Here is a 20,509-nt window from a genome sequence, read left to right on the forward strand (position 1 = left end):
ATCGCCGTGTTCTGCGCGGCGGTCTGGGGGGTGATGGCGCTGTGCCATTACCTGGAGGCGCGCCAATGAACTGGCTCTATTTGCTGGCCGCGGCCTTGTTCGTCTTGCTGTTGGCGTATCTGGTGTACGCGCTGTTTAACGCGGAGGACGTGGCATGAACTCGTCCATCGTGTTTCAGACTGGTCTGTACTTATTGATATTGGCGGCGCTGGCGTGGCCGTTAAGCCGCTATCTGGCCAGCTTGCTGGATGGCAGCCTGGCCGCGCGCCATGGCTGGATTGGCCAGGTAGATCGCGCCGTGTGCCGCCTGCTGGGCACCGATGCGGAAGAAGACATGAGCTGGTGGCGCTACGCCATGGCGCTGTTGTTGTTCCATGTGGCGGGCACGGTGTTTGTGTATGCGCTGCAACGGCTGCAAGGCGTGCTGCCGCTTAACCCGCAGCAACTGGGCGCGATCTCGCCCGATTCCTCGTTCAACACCGCGATCTCGTTTCTGACCAATACCAACTGGCAGGGCTACGCCGGTGAATCCACGATGAGCAATCTGACGCAGATGCTGGCGTTGGCGGTGCAGAACTTTGTTTCGGCCGCGACCGGTATCGCCGTGGTGTGCGCGCTGATTCGCGGCTTTGTGCGGCGTAAAGCCAGTGGTGTGGGCAATGCCTGGCTGGATCTGCATCGCGCCACCACGTGGTTGCTGCTGCCGCTTTCGATTGTGCTGGCGCTGGCGCTGGTCAGCCAGGGCGTAATCCAGAACTTCAAGCCCAACCAGACCGCGCAATTGACCGAGGCCGTGGTTTATCAGCAGCCCAAAACCGGCGCGGATGGCCAGCCGTTGAAGGACGCCAAAGGCAACCCGGTGCTGGAAACCGTTAAAGCCAGCACACAAACCTTGCCGATGGGCCCGGTGGCCTCGCAAGAAGCCATCAAGATGCTGGGCACCAATGGCGGCGGCTTCTTTAACGCCAACTCGGCGCACCCGTATGAGAACCCGACGCCGCTGGCCAATTTTCTGCAAATGCTGGCGATTTTTCTGATTCCGGCCGCGCTGGTGTTCATGTTTGGACGCTGGGTGGGCGACTGGCGTCAGGGCGCGACCATTATTGCGGCGATGACCTTGTTGTTTGTCGCCATGGTGGGCGTCGAATACTGGGCCGAAAGCCACGCCAACCCGCTGCTGGTGCAGCTGGGCATGGATGGCCACGCCGGCAATCTGGAAGGCAAGGAAACGCGCTTTGGTCTGGCTGCCTCCGCGCTGTTTACCGTGATTACCACGGCGGCCTCGTGCGGCGCGGTCAACACCATGCATGACTCGCTGATGCCGCTGGGTGGGCTGGTGCCGATGTGGCTGATGAAGCTGGGCGAAGTGGTGTTTGGCGGCGTGGGCGCGGGCCTGTACGGCATGCTGATCTACGCAATTCTGGCGGTGTTTCTGTCGGGCCTGATGATCGGCCGCACGCCGGAATACCTCGGCAAAAAAATCGACGCCTTCGAAATGAAAATGGTGGCCTTCGCCATCCTGGCCACGCCGATGCTGGTGCTGGGCGGCACGGCGTTAAGCGTGATGCTGGACGTGGGCAAAGCCGGCATGGCCAACCCGGGCGCGCATGGTTTTTCGGAGGTGCTGTACGCGTTTACCTCGGCCGCCAATAACAACGGCTCCGCGTTTGCCGGTCTGAGCGCCAACACGCCGTATTACAACCTGATGCTGGCGATTGCGATGTGGGTGGGGCGCTTTACCGTCATCGTGCCGGTGCTGGCGATTGCCGGCCGCCTGGCCAGCAAACCGCGTCTGGCCGTCACCGCGGGCACCTTGCCCACGCACGGTCCGCTGTTTACTGCCTTGCTGATTGGCACCGTGGTGATTGTGGGCGCGCTGACGTATATCCCGGCGCTGGCGCTGGGTCCGATTGTTGAACACTTGCAGTTGTTTGGGGAGGTGGCGCGATGAGTCACTCTAAAAATCTGGCGTTATTTGATCGCACGCTGGCCGTGCCCGCCTTGGTGGAGGCATTACGCAAACTGTCGCCCACCGCGCAGTGGCGTAATCCGGTGATGTTTGTGGTGTGGGTAGGCAGTGTGCTGACCACGGTGCTGGGTGTGCAGGCCAGCCTGGGCCATGGCGAAGCGCCAGCCGGGCTGATCTGGAGTATCAGCGCATGGCTGTGGTTTACCGTGTTGTTTGCCAACTTTGCCGAGGCGCTGGCCGAAGGGCGCGGCAAGGCGCAAGCCGCCGCATTGCGCGCCACGCGCAAGAATGTGGTGGCCAAAAAACTGGCCAGCCCCAGCCGGACCGCCAAAGTGCAGGTGCTGGATTCGGCCTCGCTGCGCAAGGACGATCTGGTGCTGGTGGAAGCGGGCGATATCGTGCCCGCCGATGGCGAAGTACTGGATGGTGTGGCCTCGGTGGATGAATCGGCCATTACCGGCGAATCGGCCCCCGTAATCCGCGAATCGGGTGGTGATTTCTCGGCGCTGACTGGCGGCACGCGCGTGCTGTCGGACTGGCTGGTGGTGCGCGTGACGGCCAATCCGGGCGAAGCGTTTCTCGACCGCATGATTGCGATGGTGGAAAACGCCAAGCGCAAAAAAACGCCGAACGAAGTGGCGCTGACCATTTTGCTGGTGGCGCTGACGCTGACGTTTTTGGTGGTGTGCGCGTCGCTGTTGCCGTTCTCGATTTACAGCGTGGCCGCCGCTGGGGCCGGTGCGCCGGTCAGCATCACCGTATTGGTGGCGCTGCTGGTGTGTCTGATTCCGACCACGATCGGCGGCTTGTTGTCGGCGATTGGCGTGGCGGGCATGAGCCGCATGATGCAGGCCAATGTGATCGCCACTTCGGGCCGCGCGGTGGAAGCCGCCGGCGACGTCGATGTGCTGCTGCTGGACAAGACCGGCACCATCACGCTGGGCAATCGCCAAGCCGCCGCGTTTATCCCGGCCCCCGGCATCAGCGAGCAGCAACTGGCTGATGCCGCGCAACTGGCGTCGCTGGCCGACGAAACGCCGGAAGGCCGTTCGATTGTGGTGCTGGCCAAGCAGTTGTTTGACCTGCGCAGCCGGCCCTTGCACGACGCCGTGTTTATCCCGTTTACCGCGCAAACCCGCATGTCGGGCGTGGATATCGGCGGTGTGGCCGCAGCGATGGCGGAAGAGGGCGATGTGGCGGTGGATATCAAAGCCGCCACGCGCCAGATTCGCAAAGGCGCAGCCAGCGCCATCAAGCAATATGTGGTGGCGCAAGGCGGTGTGTTTTCGGATGCGGTTACGCAAAGCGTGGACGACGCCGCGCGCCGCGGCAGTACACCGCTGGTGGTGGCCGAAGGCGCACGCGTGCTGGGCGTGGTGGAGCTGAAAGACATCGTCAAAGGCGGCATCAAAACCCGCTTTGCCGAGCTGCGCCAGATGGGGATCAAAACCATCATGATCACCGGCGATAACCGCCTGACCGCGGCGGCGATTGCGGCCGAAGCCGGCGTGGATGACTTCCTGGCCGAAGCGCGGCCGGAAGACAAGCTGGCGCTGATCCGCGAGCACCAGCATGCGGGCCGGCTGGTGGCCATGACCGGTGACGGCACCAACGATGCGCCCGCGCTGGCGCAAGCCGATGTGGCGGTGGCGATGAACTCGGGCACGCAGGCGGCCAAAGAGGCCGGCAATATGGTCGATCTGGATAGCAATCCAACCAAGCTGATCGAGATTGTCGAAATCGGCAAACAGATGCTGATGACGCGCGGTGCGCTGACCACCTTTAGCGTGGCTAACGATGTGGCGAAGTACTTCGCCATTATCCCGGCTGCGTTTGCGGTGACGTATCCGCAACTGAAAGCGTTGGACGTGATGCATTTAACCAGCCCGGCCACGGCGATTCTGTCGGCGGTGATCTTTAATGCGCTGATCATCATGGCCTTGATTCCGCTGGCGCTGAAAGGCGTGCGTTATCGCGCGCTGGGCGCGGCCACGCTGCTGCGGCGCAATCTGCTGGTGTATGGCGTGGGCGGCATTCTGGTGCCGTTTGTGGGCATCAAACTGATCGATATGGCGCTGGGCGCCACCGGCTGGTTACAGGGGATTTGATGATGAGTACATTAAAGATGGTGCGTCCAGCCGTGACTTTGTTTGCGCTGCTGACGCTGGTGACCGGCGTGGTTTATCCGCTGGTGGTGGCGGGCGTGGCGCAAGCAGTGATGCCGGGCAAGGCCAATGGCAGCGTGCTGCAACACAATGGCCAGATCGTCGGCTCCAGCTTGATCGGCCAGCATTTTGAGGGGCCTGGTTATTTCTGGAGCCGGCCTTCCGCCACCGGCCCGATGCCCAATAACGGCCTGGCGTCGTCGGGCAGCAACCTGGGGCCGCTGAATCCGGCGCTGCAAGATGCGGTGAAGGGCCGGATTGCGGCGCTCAAAACCATCCAGCCGGGGCAGTATGGCGCGGTGCCCGCGGACCTGGTGACGGCGTCGGCCAGCGGGCTGGACCCGCATATTTCGCCTGCCGCGGCCTTGTATCAGGTCCATCGCGTGGCGCAGGCGCGCGGCCTGCCGGAGGAGGAGGTGATCGCGCGCGTTAGGCGGCATACTGACACCCCGTTGCTGTTTGGCGAGCCGGTGGTGAATGTGCTCGAACTGAACCTTGACCTGGCTGCATCCTGATCTGACAAGGAAACCGCGTGCAAGCATCACGCCCTGATCCCGACCAGTTGTTGGCGCAATTGCGCGCCGAAACGCCCGACCGGGGGCGGCTGAAGATTTTTTTTGGCGCCAACGCGGGCGTCGGCAAAACCTTTGCCATGCTGCAACAAGCGCAACGCCAGCGCGCCGATGGCGTCGATGTGCTGGTCGGGCTGGTGGAAACGCATGGCCGCGTCGAGACCGCTGCCTTGCTGGACGGGTTGGCGGTGTTGCCGCGCGCCACCTTGCAATGGCGCGGGCACGCGGTGACCGAGTTCGATCTGGATACCGCGCTGGCGCGCGCGCCGCAATTGATATTGGTGGACGAGCTGGCGCACAGCAATGTGCCCGGCAGCCGCCATGCGCGCCGTTGGCAGGATGTGGAAGAACTGCTGGCGGCGGGCATTGACGTCTACACCACTATCAACGTGCAGCATCTGGAAAGTCTGAACGATGTGGTAGGCAGCCTCACCGGCGTGCGTGTGCGCGAGACCGTGCCTGATCATGTGTTTGATGCCGCCACCGAAGTCGCGCTGGTGGATTTGCCGCCCGATGAACTGTTGCAACGTTTGCGTGAAGGCAAGGTGTATCTGGCCGACGCGGCCGAGCGCGCGCGCGAGCATTTTTTTCGCAAAGGCAATCTGATTGCGCTGCGCGAACTGGCCTTGCGCCGCACCGCCGACCGCGTCGACGCCGATTTGCGCCGCACGCCTGCGGTGGGCGTCGCGCCCGGCGAGACGCTGGCGGTGGCGGTACTACCTGGACCAGCGGGCGAATTGCTGGTGCGGCATGCCGCGCGGCTGGCGGCGCGGCTAAAGACGGACTGGTTTGCCGTCGTGGTCGAAACGCCCGCGCTGTTGCGCGACGCCACGCAGCACGCCAGCGCGCAGCAACATCTGCATCTGGCCAGCACGTTGGGCGCGGAAACCGCGTTGCTGAGCGGTATGGACAGCGCGCAAACGCTGGCGCTGTGGTGTGCCGATCGCGGCGTGGGCATTTTGCTGTTGGGCCAGCCGCCGCGGCGCGGATGGCAACGCTCGCTGGCCAGCCGCATCGCGCAGCACGCACCGCAACTGGCGGTGCAAACCATCGCCATTGATCCCCCCGCGGCCACGCCGTGGCAATTGCAACGCCAGCTACGGCGACGCTGGACCGGCGTGGCCTGGGCCTTGGGCGCGGCCGTGGTCAGCACCTTGCTGGCGCAGCAACTGAGCCGGGTGTTCGATCTGGCCAATGTCATCATGTTGTATCTGCTGGCGGTACTGCTGGTGTCGGTGCGCTTTGGCCGGCTGGCCGGGGGATTGGCGTCGCTGCTATCGGTGGCCGCGTTTGATTACTTTTTTGTGCCACCGACGCTGTCGTTTACGGTGGCCGATACGCAATATCTGCTGACCTTTGCGGTGATGCTGACCGTGGCGCTGACGCTAAGCCAGTTGTCGGCGCGGCTGCGGTTTCAGGCTGATGCCGCCACGGGGCGCGAACGCCGCACGGCCGCGTTGTATGCGCTGGCGCGCGCTTTGGCCGGCGCGTTGATGCGCGAGCAGGTCACCGAGATCGCGCTGGCGCATCTGGCCCCGCGTTTTAATGGCCAGGTGGGATTGGCGTTGCCGACGCTGGATGAACAATTGCAGCAAGGCGGCGGCATGGCGCTGGATCTGGCGGTGGCGGACTGGGTGTATCGACATGGCGCGGAAGCTGGCCATGGCACCGATACCTTGCCGGCGGCGCAGGCGTTTTATCTGCCGCTGACGGCGCCGATGCGCGTGCGCGGTGTGCTGGCGTTACAACCACGTGGCGAGATCGACACCGAAGAACAGCGTTTTCTGCAAACCTGCGCCGCGCAAATCGGCTTGGCGCTGGAACGCGTGCATTTTGTGGAAGTGGCGCAGAACGCGCTGGTAAGCATGGAAGGCGAGCGCTTGCGCAACCATCTGCTGGCTGCCATTTCGCATGATCTACGTACGCCGATTACGGTGTTGCTGGGCCTGGCCAGCACGCTAACCGAAAGCCCTTACGCCGCGCCCCCCGCGCGCGCCATCGCGCAGCAACTAACCGGCGAAATCCGCCGCATGAGCGATCTGGTCAACAACCTGCTGGATATGGCGCGCTTGCAGGCGGGCGAGGTGCAATTGCGTATGGATTGGCAATCGGTGGAAGAACTGGTGGGGGCCAGTTTGCGCGCGCTGGAATTGCGGCTGGAACAGCATCCGGTGGCGCTAGAGATTCCGGCCGGTTTGCCGCTGGTGGAATGCGATGCGGTGCTGATGGAGCGCGTGCTGGTTAACCTGATCGACAACGCCATCAAATACACGCCGTTTGGCACGCCGATTACATTGCGGGCGCAGGCTTTGCCCGCGCAGATGTTGATTGAGGTGGCCGATACCGGGCCCGGTTTGCCCGCAGGCCAGGAAGACGCGTTGTTCCAGAAATTTGTACGCGGCCAGGTCGAATCGAACACCAGCGGCGTGGGGCTGGGCCTGGCGTTATGCCGCGCCATTGTGGAGGCGCACGGTGGTACGATCAGCGCGCGTTCCACCGCGGGCGCGGTGACGGGGGCCACCTTCCGCATCGTCTTGCCGCGCCGCGAGCTGCCGCCCCTCCCTGATCTGGAAAGTCCATTGCAATGACCGCTCCACACAACGCGCCGACCCTGGTGCTGATCGAAGATGAACCGCAAATCGCCCGCTTTGTGGCCATGACGGCCGAAGCGGCGGGGTTGCAATGCTGGCACGCCGCCACGGCGCGCCAGGGGCTGGTGGAAGCGGGCACGCGCCAGCCGGATCTGATCATCATGGATCTGGGTCTGCCCGATGGCGATGGCGTGGCGTTGATCGGCGAGATTCGTGGTTTTAGCGCGGTGCCGATTCTGGTGCTGTCGGCGCGCAGCCAGGAGGCCGACAAGGTGAATGCGCTGGATGCGGGCGCTGATGATTATCTGACCAAACCGTTCGGCACCAATGAACTGATGGCGCGTGTGCGCGTGTTGCTGCGCCGCCATGCGCGCGATAGCCAGGGTGGCATTGCGGCGTTGGCGCTGGGCGACGTCAGCGTGGATCTGGTGGCGCGTAGCGTCACCCGCGCGGGCCAGCCGGTGCATCTAACCCCGACGGAATACCGGCTACTGGCTACGCTGATCCGTCACGCCGGCAAGGTGCTGACGCATCGCCAGTTATTACTGGAGGTGTGGGGCCCGGCCTATGTGGAACACAGCCACTATCTGCGCATTTATATGGGCCACCTGCGGCAAAAGCTGGAAGCCGATCCGGCCCGGCCGGCCCATTTGCTGACCGAATCGGGCGTCGGCTATCGACTGGTGATCTAGCCGGGGGAGGGCAACGCGCGTGCTAGCGTTGCGCCACGGTCTGGCTGTCGGGCGCGGCACACCAGTTGCGCGCGGCCACAATGCCGCCATTGGGCGAGTGATAACCGAGGCAGCCCAGCACCGAATCAAACAAGGTGTCATGCGCTTGCACCGTCCCGGCCTTGCGTCGTAATTGCGCAAAGGCGGCAGCGCTGTGGGGTTGCTGCAAAAACGAATCCGAGGCCCACACCAGCATTGGCACGCGGCGTTGTTCGGGCGGCGCAATCTTGCGCGGCGTGGCATGCAGATGCGCGTTATCGCTAATCGATTCGCCATGGTCCGCCGCGTAGAACACCAGCGCGCGCTTGTCGCGTACCTGGTCGATGACGCCATGAATAATGTGGTCGGTGTACAGCACGCTGTTATCAAACGCGTTAATCAGACTGGCTTTGTTGCAGTGCGCATCAATAGCCATGCATTCGGGGCCAAAGCGGGCGAATTCGCGTGGGTAGCGTTGCGAATATTGATAATGCGAGCCCTTGGTATGCAACACGATCAGATGCTTGCCGGCCGGGTGGCGCGCCAGCGAATCGGCCACTTCGGGCAACAGCGAAGCGTCGTCGATGGGTTTGTCTTTATTGCGCGCTTCGGCGGCGATCATTTCGCGATAGAGATAATGGTCGGGCTCGGCCTGGTTGTAGAACCACACCTCGCTTTGCATGGCAAACAAGTCCGAACTGAAACCCAACTGATGCAGCACCGAGAACACGTTCTTTTCGCGCAGCGTGCGCTGGTCGTTGTCGGCGGTGCCATTGGGACGCACAAACATGCAGCGCAACGACAATTTGGTGGCGGTATCGCAAGACACGCCACGTAAGGCCACCAGATTGGGCTCCGCCGCCAGCAACGGCGTGGTGGCGCGGTCGTAGCCGAACAACTGCATATGATCCCAGCGTGTGGTTTCGCCGATGATAAAGATCACATAGGTCTGGTCGATGCCTGCGGGTGCCACATACGTGTATTGGGCCGCCGGGTTGAGCAAGGGGCGGCCGCTGTATCGTTCGGCCGTCGTCATATAGCCGAATAAGGCGGTGGCGCTGAGCCAGTTAACCGGCAGATAGCTATAGGCCAGCGTGCCGGTGTAATCGGGCATGTCGGCGTTGGCCAGCTTGCCGGCATGCTTGTGCCAGATATTGAGCGCTTTAAGCGGTACGGCCATTGTTACGAGCGCCAGCAGCAGCACCCCCCAGGCGGGTGCGGCGGTAACACGATGGCGCGATTGTTGCAGCAGCGTGGCGTTGGCGCGGTTGCCCCAGATCAGCAGCAAGGGCAGCACGCTGGCCGCGACCAGCCACAAAACAAAACCCGCGCTGACCACTTCAACCGACAAATCGATATCGGTAGTCAGCACCGAGGCAATCACGCCGTAGCCGATAATCAGATTGAATTGCGCGATATACCACGCGGCGGCAGCCGAGATGACGACGAGCAGCGACGCCAACAACTGAAAGGCGCGTCTACCCAATAGCGACAGCAATCGCAACAGCACAAAGGTGAACACGGCGATGATGCTCAGTTCCAGCACAATCAGGCCGGTGTGCAACACCGGATGTCTGGCGACGGCCAGATCGCCCAGCCGTTGTCGCGCTGCAGGCGCATTGAGCAATACGCCGATATAAAACGCCAACAGCAGACAAATGCTGCTGTTGGTCCATGTGCGAAACACGTTCATGCCACCGCCTTGTATTGAAAAGTGCGGCGACTATTACATTAGTGCTACGCACGTCGTATAAAAATTTTGCTATTGGTAATGCGCCATGCCTTATTGGCGCGCCTGACGCAATGCAAACGAGGTCATCATTTTGTGACGTTGGCCTGCGTCATCGATGTAATTCGAATGGATCACGCCGCCAAATTCATTGGCGCTGGGGCCATAAAACAAACCTTCCGCCGACAGATAACCGGGCTGATTCTGATTGACGCCGTAGTTGCCGTCTTTGGCCTGCATCAGGATCTCCGCGTTGATGACCAGGCGCGCGCTGTCCACGGTTAGCGCGCCGGGGCTGGCGTTGGCCAGGCGCGGGTTGGCGCCCACGGCCACGGTCATGGTGCCCTTGGCGTAATCGAACACCGCCGTGGCGTTGCTGATGTAAATCACACGCCGATCGCCGCCATGCGGATTCGTCGAGTTGCTGGCGTTGTTATCGATGATGGTCTGATATGCCTCGCCCTTGAATGCGGCGGTACCGGTCTTGCCCGCCGCCGCAGTGCGCCAGTTGGCGGGGACATAACCTGCGGTGGACTGGCCGATCTGGTTGCTGCCATCCTGGTATTCCCATAACACATGCTGCAACGACTGGTAGCCGGTGGGATTAAGCAGTCGGTATGCCATCCGCTCCGAGCTCATGGTCAGCACCACTTCCTGTCCGGATAGCGTGACGCCCGCGCCCAGTGTCACTGGCGAAGTCCATACCAGCGGGCCGAGGCCATTGGTGCGGCGCAATTCGGTATGCAGTTTTTGGGTCGCGGTGAGTGTGGTGGTTGAATCGGGCGAGGTAAAGATATTGTTGTACGTGTTGTCGCGGTAAACCTCAGCGTTGCCGATGGTCATGTTGTCGAGCTGGGGAGTGGTCGCGACGGGCTGGGGGCCTGTATCTGGCAGGTCGACATGCTTGCCGATACGTTCATCGCCACCGCCGCAACCGCTGAGCGAGGCACACAAAACCGGAATAACAAAACAAGACAGGATGGCGCGTTTCATCAGATGAACCCCCGACATGATGAGCGCCAGCAGGGGCTGGCGCGGAAGTGCTCATTGTCCGGAGGGGCGCACAATAGCGAATAAGAGGATTCGCAAAAATGGTCGGCATGGGGGCTGGACCCACCATCTAGCGTCCGTCAACGGCCTTTGAAATCAGCGCCATTGCAAGGCGGGTGACGGCCCATCCCATGCTTGGGTTAGCCCGCCATGGGCAAGGCTTGATTGGGTGTTTTCTTGACGCCCAAATAAAACAACGCGCCCCGTTGCCGGTGGCGCGTTGTGGTATTGCCCAGGCCGAAGCCGCTTTACTTGAGTGCCGCCAGCGCCGAATCGTAATCCGGTTCGTTCTTGATTTCGGGCACCAGCTCGGAATACAGCACCTTGTCGTTGGCATCCAGCACCACCACGGCGCGTGCCGCCACGCCTTTCAGCGGGCCACCAGCGATAGCCACACCATAGTCGTTCAGGAATTCGCGGCCGCGCATGGCCGACAGCGTGACCACATTGGCCAGGCCTTCCGCGCCACAGAAACGCGCCTGGGCAAACGGCAGATCGGCCGAGATGCACAGCACGACTGTGTTTTCGAGCTTGGAGGCCGATTCGTTAAAGCGGCGCACCGAGGTGGCGCAAGTCGGGGTGTCGATGCTGGGGAAAATATTCAGCACTTTGTTTTTGCCGGCAAAGCTGGCCAGCGAGACGTCGGCCAGGTCTTTGCCCACCAGCGTAAACGGCTTGGCCGCATCGCCTTGCGCCGGGAAAGCGCCGTCAACCGGAATGGCGTTACCGCCGAGAGTCACTTGAGACATCGAACAAGCTCCTGGGAGTTGGAATTCTGTGGGCAGCCCCGGTGGGGCCGCCAGTCCTTTGTAGATTTTGTTGGCGCCTTTTTTGAGCAGCGCTCTGCGCCGGCCTCAGTGCGGTGGTGGGGGTAACCCACAACCGGAACCGGGCTGGCGGCACTTTACGTGCGGCCAGCCCAGGTTATTTCAAGCGCGCAACCTATGACATATGCATGACGAAATGTACGAGATCACATACCGTCCTGTTTTATTGCGCGATCAAGCCACCAGACTCGGATTTTGCGGCACAGGCGGAATCAGGGCGGCGGCCAGCGCTTCGTAATCCGGTTCCTTGTTCAGGTCGGACACCAGTTCGGCATGTACCACGTTGTCATTGACGTCGATGCCGATCAGCGCGGTGGTCATCAGCCCGGACAGCGGCACGTCGGTGATCATCACGCCGTAATCCTTGTGGAAATCGCGGCCGCGCAGCGTGGACAACAACTGCACGCGATGAAAACCTTCTTGCTGGATGATGCGCGACAAGGCGTACGGCGTGTCCACCGACACCACCAGCACCACCGTGTTATCGAGCGCGCTGGCCACGCCTTCCAACCGTCGCGCAATGGTCAGGCCGATCGACGCATCAATGCTGGGGATGACGCCGATGACTTTGCGGCGGCCATAAAAGCGGGAAAGCGGAACATCTTGCAGATTGGTATCCACCAGCATAAAGCTGTGGGCCGGGTCACCTACGCGGGGAAAACGGCCACCGACGCTGATGGGCGTGCCGTTGAGCATCACTGTCGCCATGACGGGCCTCCTTGGGGCGGGTCTTATGTGCCTTCCAGTATGGTATGCCGTCGCGCAAATACAAGCCTGCTGGCGGCTACGGGTAGAACCAGTTCAGCGTGTAACCGGTGGAATGCAAAGCGCCCGCGTCCAGCTGCAAAAACACGTGCAGCTCGTCGTTAACGCCCAGTGACGCGCGTTTCTTTTCGTTGGCGGCCAGGTATTCGCTGGCTTTGAATACCTTTTTGGCCACCACTTCATCCGAGGCGTTGGTCAGCGTCAGTTCGAGCGACGGCAACGCCTGGTCATACGGCGCGAGGTTGCGCAGCGAAGCGGAGAGCTGGATCAAATCCGGGCGATCCGGCACAAACACCAGCTCGGAATATTCATTGCGTAGCAGCGTAGCATCGCGCGGCAACGGCATCTCGCAACCGAGCACGCCGCAGACGCTGACCAACGGCGCGCGCAGCCATGGGAAATCGGTGCTGATGGTATTGCGATAGCGCAGGCCGACTTGCACCAGCAGCAGCGCCAACAGCAGCAAAACCAACGGCACTAGCAACAGACGCAGTGGCGAGCGTTTGACCGGCAGCGCCAGCAGCGCGTCGTCTTCGGCGGTGTGGATCGGCTGATATTGCGGCGCGGACGCGGTATGGGCCAGCGGCTGTTGGCCATGGACCAGCACGGTGGCGACGGCTTCGGGTGCGGTGGCCGGGTCGTGGTCCAGCGCTTCGGCTTCGGCGGCCATGGCGGCGACGGCGGGGACATACGCGTGCTGCAACCAGTCGCTGACTGATTCTTCGGTTTCGGCGGTGGCCTCTACGGCATGGGTATCGCGGGCGGGCTGGCCAGGCTCAGTTTCGTGATGAACGGGGGCGGTTGTCGTTCCGCCGGGGGCGTGCACCTCGATCAGTTCGGCTTGCGCGGGTATCTGGTTCAGCGCATCGCGATACGCCGCTTCGATGGCGGCGTTGAATTCGTCCAGATGCGCATCATCGGCGGCTTCGGCGGGCGCGTAATCGGTGCTAACGGTTTCGGTGCGCAGATCAAAGCGTTCTGCTTTGACCGGAAAGGGCTCGGGTTCGTCGTCGGGTTCGGCTGGGTGCGCGGCGTCTGTGGCGACTTCGGGCGCTGGCGCAGGGTCAGCGAAATCAGGTTCGAAGGCAGGTTCTGTAGACGGCGCAAAGGCGGCTTCGGCTTCGGGGACGAACACCGGCGCGGGTTCTGGCTCGGGCGCAAATACTGGCGCGGGCGACGGGGCCGGGATCGCAACCGCTGCGGGTGCAGGCGTGGCCACGAGGGCTGGCGCAGCTTCCGCCACCACTGGCGCAGGTGCCGGCGCTTCTTCCAGGCAGTCACGCGCATTAAAAACGAATGCGCATTTGCCGCAGCGCACTTTGCCGCCATGAGCGGCGAGTTGCGTGTCGGAAACCTTGAAGGCGGTGCGGCAGTTGGGGCAGCGCGTGACGTGATTCATAGTGCGCGATTCTAGCCGGTAAACGGGCCGCTGGTCATTAACCCGCAGTGTGTTTGCAACGCCGATGCGCACGCCAGGGCCAGCGCATGAGCCAGCTATGCGATCATCGCGGCCATGACGATCCAGCTGACCGCATCCAGTCTGCCACCCGTAACGCATCGCCGCGTATTGGGGCTGGCATTGCCCATGGCCCTGGCCAATCTGACGCAGCCGTTGCTGGCCGCCGTCGATACCGCCATGGCCGGACATTTGCCGCAATTAGCGGCGCTGGGTGGCGTGGCGTTGGGCGGTGTGTTTTTTAATTTTGTGCTGTGGGGCTTCGGCTTTTTGCGCATGGGCACTACCGGCCTGGTGGCGCAGGCCCACGGCGCGGGCGACGCGCTGGCGTTACGCGATGCGGTCGTGCGCGCGTTATTGCTGGCGCTGGGTCTCGGCGTATTGGTGATTGCGCTGCGTGGCCCCTTGCTGGCGTTGGCGCTGCACCTGCTGGGCGGCTCCGCAGCGGTACAGGACGCAGCGCGTGCTTATGTGCACACGCGCATCTGGTCCGCGCCGATGGCGCTGGCTAACTATGTGGTGCTGGGTTATCTGATTGGCGTGCAGCGAGTGCGGTTGGCGCTGGCGCTGCAGCTATTGATCAATCTGGCCAACGTGGCGGCAGTGTTTGCCCTGGTGCGTGGCAGCGGTCTGGGCGTAGCGGGCATCGGCGCTGCGACCGCGATTGCCGATGCGCTGGGCTGTGTAAGTGGGCTGATGCTGTTGTGGCAACAGCGCCCCCACGGCGTCGCGCCTGCACTCCGGCCAGCGCTGTGGCGTGATGGTGCGGCGTGGCGCAGATTGGCGGCGTTAAATCGTGATCTGTTTTTGCGCACGATGCTGTTGCTGGGCGCATTTGGCTGGTTTGCCCATGCGGGCGCCAAAGCGGGCGAGATTACGCTGGCGGCGAATGCGTTGCTGCTTAATTTCCAGACTTTTATGGCGTATGGCCTAGATGGCCTGGCGCACGCGGTTGAAGCGCTCACGGGCGAGGCCATCGGCGTGCGCGATCGATCGCGGCTGGTGGTGGCCATCCGCCTGAGCGTGTTGTGGGCGTTGGTGTTGGCGCTGATCTTCAGCGCGGTGTACGCCCTGGCGGGCGCGGACATCATCGATCTACTGACCGACCAGGCGGCGGTGCGCGCGATGACCCTGCGTTATCTGCCGTGGGCCGTGCTGACACCAGTCATTTCGGTGTGGGGATTCATGCTGGATGGTGTATTCATAGGCGCGACGCGCACGCATACGTTGATGCGCTGCATGGCCATTTGTGTGGCGGCGCTGGCGCTGGGCATGTTGACCTTGCCGCCGCTGTGGGGCAATCACGGGGTATGGCTGGCGCTGATGCTGTTTATGGCGCTGCGCGGCGTAACGCTGGCCACGCAGCTACCCCGCTTGTTGAGAACGCTGCGGCAATAGCGTGGGTCTAGCCCCACATTTCAAGCCAATTGCGAGGAACCGCGATACTTGGGAATCCTCTCGCTAGACCAGCTGGGCCAGCTAGACCCACGGGGCCCACCAAGCCTGCTGGTGAGTCCCGCCCATTTCGCTTTTTTCTTGATGGCTCTGGATGGTGGGTCGAGACCCACCCCATGCGGTAGCCCGTCGCTTTGCCGCCTGCTGAAGTCGCTGCGGCGATAGGGTGGGTCTAGACCCACCATCCAAAGCCAATTGCAAGGATCCGCGATACTCGGGAGTCCTCCCGCTAAACCAGCTGGGCCTGCCAAACCTGCTGGAGAGACCGCCCATTTCGCGTTCTTCTTGATGGCTCTGGATGGTGGGTCGAGACCCACCCTATGCGGTAGCCCATCGCTTTGCCGCCTGCTGAAGTCGCTGCGGCGATAGGGTGGGTCAAGACCCACCATCCAAAGCCAATTGCGAGGATCCGCGATACTTGGGAATCCTCCCGCTAGATCCACCCCGTGCCGTTATTCCGTGGCTTTGCGGGTGCCGGACAGGCAGACCCAGCCTTCTTCCGCAGCGGGCGGCAAAAAGTTGAACCACACGCCGTAGATCGCCATTACTTCTTCAGCTTGTTCTTCCAGAATGCCTGACAGCGCGATATGCCCGCCGGCATGCACGCGGCCGGCCAGCAGCGGCGCGAGCGTCTTCAGCGGGTTGGTCAGGATGTTGGCCACCACCACGTCATATTCGCGATGCGGTGCGGCGTCGGGCAGATAGAAATCAACCTGTACGCCGTTTTGCTCTGCGTTTTGACGCGAGGCGATCATCGCTTGCGCGTCGATATCCACGCCATCGGTCGCGCCCGCGCCCAGCTTGCGCGCGGCAATCGCCAGGATGCCGGAGCCGCAACCGTAATCCAGCACGGTTTCGCCGCCAACAATATTGCGATCCAGCCATTTCAGGCACAAACGTGTGGTGGGGTGGCTGCCGGTGCCAAAGGCCAGACCGGGGTCGAGCGCGATATTGATGGCATTGCCGGACGGCGCTTCGTGCCACGTGGGCGTAATCCACAGCCGATCAGAGATGCGGATCGGGTCGAATTGCGATTGTGTCAGGCGCACCCAATCCTGTTCTTCTACCGTGGACACGGTAAATTTCGGCTGGGCCAGTCCGATGGCGTTGGCGGCTGCGGCCACGATGAATTCGGGCGCGATGCCTTCATCAAACAGGGCCACCACCACGCTGTGATCCCACATCTGATCCACCGGCTCGCCCGGTTCGCCAAAAATCGGCTTCTCGTCGGCGGTGCCGGCGGTGGCGTCTTCGATCGAGACGGCCAGCGCGCTCAGATCGAACAAGGCGTCAGACAATGCTTCGGCACGGTTGGAATCAGTTTCAATACGAAGTTCTTGCCAAGGCATGTGCAACCTCAGAGCCAAATAACCATTCTCGCATCGCAGCAATACTTAAGAAAAGCATGACGTTAGATGCAGTTGCGGATGTCGCAGCAAATGGGAAATAGAAAAAACAAAACGGGGCCTCAAGGCCCCGTTGCGATGAACCACCGGCGCGCTTATGCGTTCTGGGCGGTTTGCGCCTCAACCAGCGCGCGGATTTCCGGCATCTTGTGCTCCAGGTAATGGATGCTGGTGCCGCCTTTGATAAATTCGGCGTCGAGCAACAATTGCTGGTGCAGCGGGATGTTGGTGTGGATGCCTTGCACCACCGTTTCTGACAGCGCAATGCGCATGCGTGCCATGGCCTGCTCGCGCGTATCGCCATAAGTGATGATCTTGCCGATCATCGAGTCATAGTTGGGCGGCACAAAATAGCCTTGATACACGTGCGAATCCACGCGTACGCCAGGGCCACCGGGTGCATGGTAGCTGGTGATGCGGCCCGGGCTCGGTACGAACTTGAGCGGGTCTTCGGCGTTGATCCGGCATTCCATGGCGTGGCCTTTGAGCTTGACGTCCTTCTGCGTGTAACGCAGTTGTTCGCCCGCAGCCACACGGATCTGTTCCTGCACGATATCGATGCCGGTAATCAGTTCGGTGACCGGATGTTCCACCTGCACGCGCGTGTTCATTTCAATGAAATAGAACTCGCCGTTTTCAAACAGGAACTCAAAGGTGCCCGCACCGCGATAACCAATCTTGCGGCACGCTTCAGCGCAGGCTTCGCCCACGCGTTTGCGTTGCGCATCGGTAATGCCCGGCGCCGGTGCTTCTTCGATCACTTTCTGGTGACGACGCTGCATCGAGCAATCGCGCTCGCCCAGATAGATGGCGTGACCATGTTGGTCGGCCAGTACCTGGATTTCGATATGCCGCGGGTTTTGCAGGAATTTCTCCATGTAAACCACGGGGTTACCGAACGCGGATTGCGCTTCGCTCTTGGTCATCTCCACCGAGCGCAGCAATTCTTCTTCAGCATGCACCACGCGCATACCGCGGCCACCACCGCCGCCAGCGGCTTTGATGATGACGGGGTAACCGACTTCGCGGCCCAGCTTGAGCACCGAGGCGTCGTCGTCGGGCAGCGCGCCGTCCGAACCCGGCACGCACGGTACGCCGGCAGCCTTCATCGCGTTTTTGGCCGAAACCTTGTCGCCCATCAGGCGAATCGATTCCGGGGTCGGGCCGATAAAGACAAAGCCCGACTCTTCCACGCGTTGAGCAAAGTCGGCGTTTTCAGACAGAAAACCATAGCCGGGGTGGATCGCTTCGGCTTCGGTCACTTCGGCCGCGGCGATCAGCGACGGAATATTCAGATAGCTTTGCGCCGACGGGTTCGGCCCGATGCAGACCGATTCATCGGCCAGCTTGACATACTTGGCTTCGCGGTCGATCTCGGAATGCACGACCACGGTCTTGATGCCCATTTCACGGCAGGCGCGCAGCACGCGCAGCGCAATTTCGCCGCGATTGGCGATCAAAATCTTATTAAACATGGCTCAACTCCGTGAGACGTGAGGGTCTGGCGCGGGATGCCGGCGTCTGCCTTGCACCTCATGCCTCACACTCACAGAATTACCCGATGACAAACAGCGGTTCGCCAAATTCAACCGGCTGGCCGTTCTCAACCAGGATGGCTTTGATCACACCGCTGGTTTCGGCTTCGATTTCGTTGAGCAGTTTCATCGCTTCGATGATGCACAGCGTATCGCCGACATTCACTTGCTGGCCGATCTCGACAAAGTTTTTGGCACCAGGGCTCGGTGCGCGATAGTACGTGCCCACCATCGGCGATTTAACGACGGTGCCTTCCAGTGCGGGCGCAGCGGCCGGCAAGGTGGCAACCGGCGCCGCGATGGCGGCGGCGGGCTGTTGCATTAACTGCGGTGCGGCTGATGCGATGTACGTCGGTTGTACCGACTGGGTAACGCGTGTGATGCGTACTTTTTCTTCGCCCTCGGTCACTTCGAGTTCGGCGATGCCCGACTCTTCAACGAGGTCGATCAGCTTTTTGAGTTTGCGCAAGTCCATTGATGGCAACCCTTCTTTGATTTAGAACGTGTTTTGGAATGAAGCGACGCCGTCTCAGGGCGTCTTGACGGGCTGGGACAAGACGAAGGCCAGAGCGTATTCATAGCCCCGGGCGCCCAGACCACAGATCACGCCGACGGCGAGATCAGAAAAGAACGAGTGATGCCGGAACGCTTCCCGCGCATGCACATTGGATAAATGCACTTCAACAAACGGTTTTTTCACAGCAGCCAGCGCATCGCGCAGGGCGACACTGGTGTGGGTATAGGCTGCCGGATTGATGATGATGTAATCTGTGCCGTCGTCCAGCGTGGCGTGGATGCGTTCGATCAGCTCGAATTCGCGGTTGGACTGAAGCGCCTCCAGGGTAGCCCCTGCGGCTTGAGCTTGTTCGCTCAGGCGGGCATTGATGCTGGCCAGTGTGTCCGCACCGTAATGTTGCGGTTCACGCACGCCCAGCAGGTTGAGGTTGGGGCCGTGCAAAACCAGTACTTTACGGCTGTGCGTCATGGTCTCCCCGGATCGAGTGTTCCCTGTCATCGGCGGGAGTTTGCCGAGGCGACCCCACCTTGTCTAGTAAATTCGGCGAAATTACCGGCATTTTCGCGCTAAAACGCTCGTTTGAAAGCGTGTTTGAATCAACACCGGCGCGGGCTGCGCGCGGGTGACGCTGGTATACTCGCGCCATTTGAAAATTGCTGGATTAGAAGCACCTTATGCAGTTATCTGACTTTGATTACCACTTGCCCGAGCATCTGATCGCGCAATTTCCCCCTGAAGTGCGCGGCGGCAGCCGCTTGTTGCATGTGGCCGGCGCCACACTCGAAGACCGCATGTTCGCGGATCTTCCGCACTATCTAAGGGCAGGCGATGTGCTGGTGTTTAACGACACGCGCGTGATCAAGGCGCGTTTGTTTGGCCAGAAAGAGAGCGGCGGCCAGGTTGAGGCGCTGGTGGAGCGCGTGCTCGACACCCATCGCGCGCTGGCGCATATCCGCGCTTCCAAGTCGCCCAAGCCGGGCAGTCGCATCATCTTTAATGGCGATCATGCCGCCACGATGGTGGAGCGCCAGGGCGAACTGTTCTTGCTGCAGTTCGAAGAAGATACGCCGGTGCTGGATATTCTGGAGCAAGCAGGCCAGTTGCCACTGCCGCCCTATATTACGCACGTGCCCGATGATGAAGACGCCAAGCGTTATCAGACCGTATACGCGCGCGACCCCGGCGCGGTGGCGGCGCCCACTGCGGGTCTGCACTTTACCGATGACTTGCTGGCGCGCCTGCGCGAAATGGGCGTGCATACGGCGTTTTTGACGCTGCATGTGGGCGCGGGCACCTTTCAGCCGGTGCGGGTGGAAAACCTGGCCGAGCATAAAATGCACCACGAGCGCTATACGATCGCGCCCGAAACCGTCGCTCTATTAAAACGCGTGCGCGAGGCGGGCGGCCGCATCATCGCGGTGGGCACCACCTCGCTACGTGCGCTGGAGGCCGCCAGTCAGCATGAATTTCTGGGCGAGCCGCAAGGCGATACCGATATTTTCATCACGCCGGGCTATCAGTTTCGCGTGGTGGACCGGTTGGTCACCAACTTCCATCTGCCCAAATCCACACTATTAATGCTGGTGGCCGCGTTTGCCGGCTTTGATACGATGCGCGCCGCGTATGCGCATGCGGTGGCGGCGGAATATCGTTTCTTTAGTTATGGCGATGCGATGTTGCTGGAAAAGCAAAGCCACTGAACGCGCTTATATATGTAGTTCTTGTAATCCCACCCACATGCATCGGACTGTTTTCCGGTAGC

17 protein-coding genes are annotated in these 20,509 nt (G+C 61.6%); 8 read left to right on the forward strand and 9 right to left on the reverse strand.

Annotated elements, in window-relative coordinates:
* Positions 1-65: 65 nt before the first annotated feature.
* From WG78_RS22055 to kdpE, 6 genes are read left to right on the forward strand one after another with little or no spacing between them, the layout of a single operon-like run.
* Positions 66-158, forward strand: coding sequence for a potassium-transporting ATPase subunit F (locus WG78_RS22055; protein ID WP_083458869.1), 93 nt, complete (start codon positions 66-68; stop codon positions 156-158).
* Positions 155-1,951, forward strand: a complete 1,797-nt coding sequence (gene kdpA / locus WG78_RS08240) for a potassium-transporting ATPase subunit KdpA (RefSeq protein WP_053937330.1) — start codon at positions 155-157, stop codon at positions 1,949-1,951. Before WG78_RS22055 ends, kdpA begins: the two co-directional genes overlap by 4 nt.
* Positions 1,948-4,077, forward strand: coding sequence for a potassium-transporting ATPase subunit KdpB (kdpB, locus tag WG78_RS08245; protein WP_053937331.1), 2,130 nt, complete (start codon positions 1,948-1,950; stop codon positions 4,075-4,077). Before kdpA ends, kdpB begins: the two co-directional genes overlap by 4 nt.
* Complete coding sequence (gene kdpC, locus WG78_RS08250) at positions 4,077-4,649, forward strand: potassium-transporting ATPase subunit KdpC (RefSeq protein WP_236692003.1); 573 nt, start codon at positions 4,077-4,079, stop codon at positions 4,647-4,649. The genes kdpB and kdpC overlap by 1 nt, the downstream gene beginning before the upstream one ends.
* A gap of 17 nt (positions 4,650-4,666) precedes the next feature.
* Positions 4,667-7,294, forward strand: coding sequence for a DUF4118 domain-containing protein (locus WG78_RS08255; RefSeq protein ID WP_053937333.1), 2,628 nt, complete (start codon positions 4,667-4,669; stop codon positions 7,292-7,294).
* A complete protein-coding gene (gene kdpE / locus WG78_RS08260; protein ID WP_053937334.1) occupies positions 7,291-7,989 on the forward strand; it encodes a two-component system response regulator KdpE in 699 nt (232 codons plus the stop codon). Before WG78_RS08255 ends, kdpE begins: the two co-directional genes overlap by 4 nt.
* 22 nt (positions 7,990-8,011) lie before the next feature.
* Here kdpE and eptB read toward each other — a convergent pair whose 3' ends face one another.
* From eptB to WG78_RS08285, 5 genes are all read right to left on the reverse strand, one after another.
* Positions 8,012-9,700, reverse strand: coding sequence for a kdo(2)-lipid A phosphoethanolamine 7''-transferase (gene eptB, locus WG78_RS08265; protein ID WP_053937335.1), 1,689 nt, complete (start codon positions 9,698-9,700; stop codon positions 8,012-8,014).
* 90 nt (positions 9,701-9,790) lie between these two features.
* Positions 9,791-10,747: a transferrin-binding protein-like solute binding protein gene (locus WG78_RS08270; RefSeq protein WP_152969125.1), complete on the reverse strand. Its 957-nt coding sequence runs from the start codon at positions 10,745-10,747 to the stop codon at positions 9,791-9,793.
* A gap of 287 nt (positions 10,748-11,034) precedes the next feature.
* Positions 11,035-11,535, reverse strand: a complete 501-nt coding sequence (tpx, locus tag WG78_RS08275) for a thiol peroxidase (protein ID WP_053937337.1) — start codon at positions 11,533-11,535, stop codon at positions 11,035-11,037.
* A 252-nt stretch (positions 11,536-11,787) separates the two neighbouring features.
* The gene (gene tpx, locus WG78_RS08280) at positions 11,788-12,321 is read right to left on the reverse strand and encodes a thiol peroxidase (protein ID WP_053937338.1); all 534 of its coding nucleotides are present in this window, start codon (positions 12,319-12,321) and stop codon (positions 11,788-11,790) included.
* A gap of 76 nt (positions 12,322-12,397) precedes the next feature.
* Positions 12,398-13,777 carry a DUF3426 domain-containing protein gene (locus WG78_RS08285; protein ID WP_053937339.1) on the reverse strand — a complete coding sequence of 460 codons (1,380 nt, stop codon included), beginning with the start codon at positions 13,775-13,777 and terminating at the stop codon, positions 12,398-12,400.
* 114 nt (positions 13,778-13,891) lie between these two features.
* On the opposite strand from WG78_RS08285, the gene WG78_RS08290 reads away from it, so the two are divergent.
* The gene (locus tag WG78_RS08290; RefSeq protein ID WP_053937340.1) at positions 13,892-15,232 is read left to right on the forward strand and encodes an MATE family efflux transporter; all 1,341 of its coding nucleotides are present in this window, start codon (positions 13,892-13,894) and stop codon (positions 15,230-15,232) included.
* A gap of 509 nt (positions 15,233-15,741) precedes the next feature.
* On the opposite strand, the gene prmA is transcribed toward WG78_RS08290, so the two are convergent.
* The 4 genes from prmA to aroQ form a co-directional block, all read right to left on the reverse strand.
* Positions 15,742-16,638 carry a 50S ribosomal protein L11 methyltransferase gene (gene prmA, locus WG78_RS08295; protein WP_053937341.1) on the reverse strand — a complete coding sequence of 299 codons (897 nt, stop codon included), beginning with the start codon at positions 16,636-16,638 and terminating at the stop codon, positions 15,742-15,744.
* Between the two features lie 152 nt (positions 16,639-16,790).
* Positions 16,791-18,170 carry an acetyl-CoA carboxylase biotin carboxylase subunit gene (gene accC, locus WG78_RS08300; protein WP_053937342.1) on the reverse strand — a complete coding sequence of 460 codons (1,380 nt, stop codon included), beginning with the start codon at positions 18,168-18,170 and terminating at the stop codon, positions 16,791-16,793.
* 79 nt (positions 18,171-18,249) lie between these two features.
* Positions 18,250-18,705, reverse strand: a complete 456-nt coding sequence (gene accB / locus WG78_RS08305; protein WP_053937343.1) for an acetyl-CoA carboxylase biotin carboxyl carrier protein — start codon at positions 18,703-18,705, stop codon at positions 18,250-18,252.
* 54 nt (positions 18,706-18,759) lie between these two features.
* Complete coding sequence (gene aroQ / locus WG78_RS08310) at positions 18,760-19,215, reverse strand: type II 3-dehydroquinate dehydratase (protein WP_053937344.1); 456 nt, start codon at positions 19,213-19,215, stop codon at positions 18,760-18,762.
* 206 nt (positions 19,216-19,421) lie between these two features.
* Between aroQ and queA the strand changes: the two genes are divergently transcribed.
* Positions 19,422-20,447: a tRNA preQ1(34) S-adenosylmethionine ribosyltransferase-isomerase QueA gene (gene queA / locus WG78_RS08315; protein ID WP_053937345.1), complete on the forward strand. Its 1,026-nt coding sequence runs from the start codon at positions 19,422-19,424 to the stop codon at positions 20,445-20,447.
* The last annotated feature ends 62 nt before the right edge of the window (positions 20,448-20,509 follow it).

This window comes from Amantichitinum ursilacus, from assembly GCF_001294205.1.
GTDB lineage: Bacteria > Pseudomonadota > Gammaproteobacteria > Burkholderiales > Chitinibacteraceae > Amantichitinum > Amantichitinum ursilacus.

Excerpts from the sequence above, each read along its gene's own strand:
- WG78_RS22055 (WP_083458869.1), top strand. The coding sequence starts at position 66 with ATGAACTGGCTCTATTTGCTGGCCGCGGCCTTGTTCGTCTTGCTGTTG.
- kdpA (WP_053937330.1), top strand. The coding sequence starts at position 155 with ATGAACTCGTCCATCGTGTTTCAGACTGGTCTGTACTTATTGATATTG.
- kdpB (WP_053937331.1), top strand. The coding sequence starts at position 1,948 with ATGAGTCACTCTAAAAATCTGGCGTTATTTGATCGCACGCTGGCCGTG.
- kdpC (WP_236692003.1), top strand. The coding sequence starts at position 4,077 with ATGATGAGTACATTAAAGATGGTGCGTCCAGCCGTGACTTTGTTTGCG.
- kdpE (WP_053937334.1), top strand. The coding sequence starts at position 7,291 with ATGACCGCTCCACACAACGCGCCGACCCTGGTGCTGATCGAAGATGAA.
- eptB (WP_053937335.1), bottom strand. The coding sequence starts at position 9,700 with ATGAACGTGTTTCGCACATGGACCAACAGCAGCATTTGTCTGCTGTTG.
- WG78_RS08270 (WP_152969125.1), bottom strand. The coding sequence starts at position 10,747 with ATGTCGGGGGTTCATCTGATGAAACGCGCCATCCTGTCTTGTTTTGTT.
- tpx (WP_053937337.1), bottom strand. The coding sequence starts at position 11,535 with ATGTCTCAAGTGACTCTCGGCGGTAACGCCATTCCGGTTGACGGCGCT.
- tpx (WP_053937338.1), bottom strand. The coding sequence starts at position 12,321 with ATGGCGACAGTGATGCTCAACGGCACGCCCATCAGCGTCGGTGGCCGT.
- WG78_RS08285 (WP_053937339.1), bottom strand. The coding sequence starts at position 13,777 with ATGAATCACGTCACGCGCTGCCCCAACTGCCGCACCGCCTTCAAGGTT.
- WG78_RS08290 (WP_053937340.1), top strand. The coding sequence starts at position 13,892 with ATGACGATCCAGCTGACCGCATCCAGTCTGCCACCCGTAACGCATCGC.
- prmA (WP_053937341.1), bottom strand. The coding sequence starts at position 16,638 with ATGCCTTGGCAAGAACTTCGTATTGAAACTGATTCCAACCGTGCCGAA.
- accC (WP_053937342.1), bottom strand. The coding sequence starts at position 18,170 with ATGTTTAATAAGATTTTGATCGCCAATCGCGGCGAAATTGCGCTGCGC.
- accB (WP_053937343.1), bottom strand. The coding sequence starts at position 18,705 with ATGGACTTGCGCAAACTCAAAAAGCTGATCGACCTCGTTGAAGAGTCG.
- aroQ (WP_053937344.1), bottom strand. The coding sequence starts at position 19,215 with ATGACGCACAGCCGTAAAGTACTGGTTTTGCACGGCCCCAACCTCAAC.
- queA (WP_053937345.1), top strand. The coding sequence starts at position 19,422 with ATGCAGTTATCTGACTTTGATTACCACTTGCCCGAGCATCTGATCGCG.